4 protein-coding genes and 2 rRNA genes are annotated in these 6,077 nt (G+C 66.1%); 2 read left to right on the plus strand and 4 right to left on the minus strand.

What is annotated here, in order from left to right:
• Window positions 1-48: 48 nt before the first annotated feature.
• The gene (locus AB0G15_RS08655) at window positions 49-972 is read right to left on the minus strand and encodes a hypothetical protein (protein WP_362836718.1); all 924 of its coding nucleotides are present in this window, start codon (window positions 970-972) and stop codon (window positions 49-51) included.
• Between AB0G15_RS08655 and AB0G15_RS08660 the strand changes: the two genes are divergently transcribed.
• Window positions 962-1,888, plus strand: coding sequence for an MBL fold metallo-hydrolase (locus tag AB0G15_RS08660; protein WP_362836720.1), 927 nt, complete (start codon window positions 962-964; stop codon window positions 1,886-1,888). The genes AB0G15_RS08655 and AB0G15_RS08660 overlap by 11 nt on opposite strands.
• Window positions 1,889-1,984: 96 nt before the next feature.
• On the opposite strand, the gene AB0G15_RS08665 is transcribed toward AB0G15_RS08660, so the two are convergent.
• Window positions 1,985-2,563, minus strand: a complete 579-nt coding sequence (locus AB0G15_RS08665; RefSeq protein WP_362836722.1) for a hypothetical protein — start codon at window positions 2,561-2,563, stop codon at window positions 1,985-1,987.
• Between the two features lie 33 nt (window positions 2,564-2,596).
• Here AB0G15_RS08665 and AB0G15_RS08670 point away from each other — a divergent pair, with 33 nt between their 5' ends.
• Entirely contained in the window at window positions 2,597-4,540 is a 1,944-nt protein-coding gene (locus tag AB0G15_RS08670; RefSeq protein ID WP_362836724.1) for a hypothetical protein, read from the plus strand.
• Between the two features lie 1,263 nt (window positions 4,541-5,803).
• Here the strand turns inward: AB0G15_RS08670 and rrf are convergent.
• Together rrf and AB0G15_RS08680 are read right to left on the minus strand one after the other, a co-directional pair.
• Window positions 5,804-5,920: ribosomal RNA gene (gene rrf / locus AB0G15_RS08675) — 5S ribosomal RNA — on the minus strand.
• A gap of 68 nt (window positions 5,921-5,988) precedes the next feature.
• Window positions 5,989-6,077: ribosomal RNA gene (locus AB0G15_RS08680) — 23S ribosomal RNA — on the minus strand; the annotation flags it as partial.

Here is a 6,077-nt window from a genome sequence, read left to right on the forward strand (position 1 = left end):
GTGCTGGACACGTGAAGGGCGCTGGACACGCGAAGGGAAGGACACCGCTCACCTTCCCGGTCCGGAGACCGCGCCTGCGCGCGTCACCGGGTGAGGTATCTGCGAACGACCAGAAATCGACGCCTTCACGGCTCGTGGAACCGGTTCCGGTTCTCGCACATCTTCCGGAGCGAGGTCCGGTCGGGCCAAGGTGAGGTGGTCAGGCTCGGCCGAGGCGAGATCCCGCCCGACCGAGGTGAGATCCGGACCGATCGGAGCCGAACCCCGCCCGACCGGAACAAGCCCCGGCCCGATCGGGACCGAATCCAGCCCGATGAGATCCGGTCCCGCCGGGGAGGAACCCACTCCTCCGACCGAGGTGACACCTGGTCCGCTCGGAGCAAGGCTCGGCCCGGATGAGGTGAGGTCAGGCTTGACCGGGATGAGCCGCGGCTCCGCGAGCTGCCCGGTATCCACCTGCTCCACGTGCATCAGTGAGCACACCGAACGAGGCGGGGCGGGCGCCGGAACCCCCTCCTCGCCGGTCAGGACCATGGTGACCTTGCGCTCGATACGTCTCACCGAACGCACCTCGACCTCGTACCCGAACGATTTGGCCCCCTCGCTTCCCCACCAGCGGCGGCGCAGCGAACCCGTCACCTCGACGATGTCATCGGGCAGCCAACCGGCCACGGCCTCGATCACCTCGAGCTCGAACGACGCGCACGGAATGGTGTCGACCCGGCCACCACGCCCGCGGTGCTGCCGCCGGACGATCAGGCGCCAGGTGCCGAGCCTGCTCCCGCTCTGCAACGACCTGATGTGGGCCGCCTCAGGTAGGCGGCCCACGAGAATGACCTCGTTACGATCCATGCGATCCTCCTCGATCCTGCCGGTCGAGAAGGACTCTCTACGATGTTGAGCCGCACCGAAGTGGCCGAATACTGTTCTGTGGACGCCGGTTCCAGTTATGAGGTGGCCTGTGGAAAACATCACCGCCCTCGGTGGGGACGTCTATGAGATCGACACGAGGATGGCCGGATACTCGAGCATCACGGCCGGATACCTGATCCTCGGAGACCGTCCCTGCCTGGTGGAGACCGGCACCTCCACCTCCGCTCCCGTGGTGCGCGACGCCCTGACCTCGTTGGGCGTCGGCCCAGGGGATCTCGCCACGGTCGTTGTCACGCACATCCACCTGGACCACGCGGGCGGGGTCGGCGACATCGCCGGTTTCTACCCGGATGCGGAGATCGTGGTTCACGAGAAGGGTGCCCGGCATCTCGCCGATCCCTCCAGGCTGATGGCCAGCGCGCGGATGGTCTGGGGCGACAAACTGGACACCTTGTTCGGCGAGCTCTCCCCCACGGAAGCCTCGCGGATCCGCGCCCTCGGCGACACCGACACGATCGACCTCGGCAACGGACGCACTCTGAACAGCCATTACTCACCGGGCCACGCCAAACACCATGTGGGACTCATCGACTCCGGCACCGGAGACCTCTACGTCGGCGACGCGGCCGGGGTCTACCTTCCGGAGACGGGCGACCTGCGCCCCGCCACGCCCCCGCCGGACTTCGACCTGCGTACCGCGCTGGACTCGATCGCCCTGTTCAAGGCACTGGGCCCGCAGCGGCTGCTCTTCAGCCACTACGGACCGGTCGCGGATGTGGAGGAGATCCTGGGACGCTCCGCCGAGGAGCTTCGTGTCTGGGTCGATCTGACCCGTCAGGCCCACACGGAGGGCATGGATCTGGATCACGCTGTCGCCATGGTCAGGGATCGCACCCGCGACCGCTACGCGGCCCTGAAAACGGACGAGGCGACCGCGGAGCAGTTCGAACTGCTGAGCGGCGCCCCGTCCAACGTGGCCGGCATCCTGCACTGGCTGAACCGGGTCCAGCCGTAGGAGGTGCCCTGTGAAGTCCAGGATCATCCTGGAGGCGCCCTTCGCATTCCGGGTGCACAGCTCGCCCACCCGGAACGCGGTGAAGGCCCCTGGGAACTACTTCTTCTCGGACTTGCCCTGGCGATCCCGGCCCTGCTCGCCGCCATCCTGATTTTCGTCCAGGTCGTCGTCTCCGTCGGAGTCGACATCGGGGGCGTCACTGAGAATGTCGCCGAAGTCAGGCTCGATGAAGGCCGGGCCGACGGCGCGCTCCACCTTGCCGGGCTTCTCCTCGACCTTCCGCTCGGCATCGACCGTCTCGTTCCCGGAAGAGCCGATCTTGGAGGAGACGTTCTCGGATGAGTCCTCTTCGTCGGAAGAGCCGTTGTCAGGAGCATCGCCGGCGACGGGCCGGTTCGCGCTGAACTCATCGTCAAAGAGATCGTCTTCGTCTTCGATCTCCGCGTCCAGAGCCGCGACGTCGTCGATGTCGGCGTCGTCAACATGGACGACGTCGCCGACATCTCCGTCACCGGTGTCATCGGTGTCGATCTCGTCATCGCCCCGAGGGTGGAGGTCGTCGGCGATGACTTCCTCGTCCTCGTCGTCGTCCTCTTCCAGATCCTCGATGACAGCGCCCGTCAGCTCCGCGTAACGCTCGGCCGCGTCAGTCTCACCGTCCTCGTCGAAGGCCATCGCCCGGCCGAACCACTCGGTGGCGGGTCCTTCGTGACCGGCCACCGACAGCGCGTCGGCGTAGGCGAAGGCAAGACGGGCCGACCAGGGCTGGGGACGGGTGTCACGCAGCTCAGGAAGGCGCTGGAGGGTGATGACCGCGGCGTCGTTCTGGCCGAGATCCCTCCGGGCACCGGACTCCACGATGGCGAGTTCGATCTTGCCGACGCGGTCGAGCCGCTCGGCCTCCTTGGAGCGGACCAGATCAAGGGCACGCTCGGGACGGCCAAGGCCACGCTCGCAGTCCGCCATGATCGGCAGGAACGAGTCGGAACCCGTCATCCGGCGAGCCGCGCGCAGATCGCTGAGCGCCTCGGAGAAATGGCCGGCGCGGTAGGCCGCGATGCCGACGGCCTCGCGGATCACCCCGATCCTGGCCGCGAAGCGACGTGCGACCTTCGTGTGCTCGTACGCCCGCTCCGCGTCGTCCTCGCCGAGAGCCCTCTCGGCCGCCACCAGGTGGCGGGAGATCAGCTCCGCGAGGTCGAGGGGAAGGGAACGCAGTTCCTCGCGGATCTCCTTGTCGAGCTCCTCCGCGGTGATGTCCGGGGCGAGCTCCGGCAGTTCCTCACGCTGGCCGCTGGGAGCCTCGTCACGGCCACCGGACCGGTCATCCCGGCCGTAGCGGGTACGGGACCCCTCACCGTCGCGGTCGCGGTTCCCGAAGGGGCGCCCTCCGCCGGGACGGTCGTCGCGGTTGAACGGCCTGCGCTCACCACGGTCGTCGCGGTTGAACGACGGACGGTCACCACCGCGATCGTCACGGTTGAAGCCGGGACGGTCGCCACGGTAGCCACCACCGGGACGGTCATCGCGGTTGAACGGCCTGCGCTCACCGTCCGGGCGCGAACCGTAACGGCTACGGGTCTGGTCGCGGTCACCGTACGAACGACGCTCACCACCGCGGTCATCACGGTTGAACGACGGACGATCACCGCGGTCATCGCGATTGAAGGGAGGACGACCCGAACCACGATCATCACGGTTGAACGACGGACGATCACCACCACGACTGTCACGGTTGAAACCGGGACGGTCGCCACGGTAGCCACCACCGGGACGGTCATCGCGATTGAACGGCGGACGCCCCCCACCGGGACGATCGTCACGGTTGAACGGCCTGCGCTCACCACGATCGTCGCGGTTGAACGGCGGACGGTCACCACCGCGATCGTCACGGTTGAACGACGGACGATCACCGCGGTAGCCACCACCGGGACGGTCATCACGATTGAACGGCGGACGCCCCCCACCGGGACGATCGTCACGGTTGAACGGCCTGCGCTCACCACTGTCAGGACGCGAACCGTACTGACCGCGCGACTGGTCGCGGTCACCGTACGAACGACGCTCACCACCGCGGTCATCACGGTTGAACGGCGGACGACCCGAACCACGATCATCACGATTGAACGGCGGACGATCACCACCGCGACTGTCACGGTTGAACGAAGGACGATCACCGCGATCACCGCGGTAGCCACCACCAGGACGGTCATCGCGATTGAACGGCGGACGCCCCCCACCGGGACGATCGTCACGGTTGAACGGCCTGCGCTCACCACTGTCAGGACGCGAACCGTACTGACCGCGCGACTGGTCGCGGTCACCGTACGAACGACGCTCACCACCGCGGTCATCACGGTTGAACGGCGGACGACCCGAACCACGATCATCACGATTGAACGCCGGACGATCACCACCACGACTGTCACGGTTGAACGAAGGACGATCACCGCGATACCCGCCGCCGGAGCGGTCGTCTCGGTTGAACGGCCTGCGCTCACCGCGGTCGTCACGGTTGGACGGGGGGCGGCCGGAACCACGGTCGTCACGGTTGTAGGACGGCCGGTCTCCACGGTCACGGGCTCCATAGGAACCACCGCGGGACTGGTCTCGGTCACCATAAGAACGCTGGCCCTCGCCACGCGGCCCTGAGGGCCTCTGCCCGCCACTCGGACGATCGTCCCGGTTGAACGCGGGACGCGGACGGTCGTCGCGGTTGAACGCAGGGCGGCCGGAACCACGGTCGTCACGGTTGTAAGACGGCCGGTCTCCACGATCACGAGAGCCGTAAGAACCACTCGGGCGCCCCTCTCGGCGCTCACCGTATCGGGGACCGTCACCCGGACGTCCCCTGTCACCACCTGCGCGATCGCTGCGGTGGCCTCCCTGGCCACCAGATCCGCGGTTTTCGCCCTCTTCGCGTCGGCCGGCGCCCTCAGGCCCGTTGTCACTGTTCACTTCTGGTCCATTCGTTGGCTCACTCTGCGAGCGCGTCCCGTCTCTTCGATCGGATGGGACGATTCGCTGTGCGGGCGGTCTCCGGCCGCGGGGTGCGCCCCGTTCGCTATCGCTGCCCCGCCCTATCGTGGTCTGGCGCGACGAAGGCCACCCGCAGGTGGGGTGGCCCGGCCTCTCCAGCCTAGCAAGCCCCTGAAAGTCCACACGCCCTTCCCTCTGCACCCATAAATGATCATGGCCACAGCGATGAAGCCTTTGTGCGTGGTTCTTGAGAGAACCAGACAGCCGTCTGACCCGAGGGTCTCGGCATTGCCATGAGGACCGAGACAGAGCCGAAGATGGCCCAGAGAACGCCTCCACATCGCGAAAAAGGGCTTCCACCTGTGGTGGAAGCCCTTCCCGGACATACCGGAAACCTCGAAACCAGGAAAGCCTGGCCTCCTGGAACTCCCTGGAAAACCAGGAACCCCCGAGAAGCCAACGCCTCGGGTGAGCCTCTTGGCAGCGCCTTGGGTGAGCCTCTTGGCAATCAAGGAACCTCGGAGAAAAGCGAGAGGCCTCGAGACTCTCTCCCGATGGGGTTTCCCGTTGGCAAGGCCCCTGACCGGGCCGCGCACCGTCCCCCGCACCGACCCATGAGCAGGGCCGGGAACCGGATCCGGGACGGGCCCCGACAGATCCGGAAAGGATCCCGGCAAACCCCGGAAAACAGGAGAAGCTCCCAGAAAACAGGTCCGGAATCCCCTAGGAAACGGGAGAAACCCCCAGGACACCAGGCTCGGGAAGTTTCCAGAAAAAGAAGTCGGAAAGCTCCCGGAAACGTCGGGAAGCTCCCGGAAACGAGGCCCGGAAAACACCGGGAAAAGGGGTCCGGGAACTCCCGGGAAAAGAAGTCCCAGAAACGGGTCTGGAAATGCCTGAGGGCCCCCACCCAACGGTGGAGGCCCTCAAAAGATTGTCCGGCGGTGACCTACTCTCCCACACCGTCCCCGGTGCAGTACCATCGGCGCTGAAGAGCTTAACTTCCGGGTTCGGAATGTAACCGGGTGTTTCCCCTTCGCCATAACCGCCGTAACCCTATGAAACACACAAACACTGTTTGTTGTCTCAGAATTGCCTAGTGGACGCGAGCATTATGCTTTGTGGTCAAGTCCTCGGCCTATTAGTACTGGTCAGCTCCACACATTACTGCGCTTCCACTTCCAGCCTATCAACCCGGTCGTCTCCCGGG

Origin of the sequence: Streptosporangium sp. NPDC023825 (assembly GCF_040639575.1) — a bacterium.
GTDB lineage: Bacteria > Actinomycetota > Actinomycetes > Streptosporangiales > Streptosporangiaceae > Streptosporangium.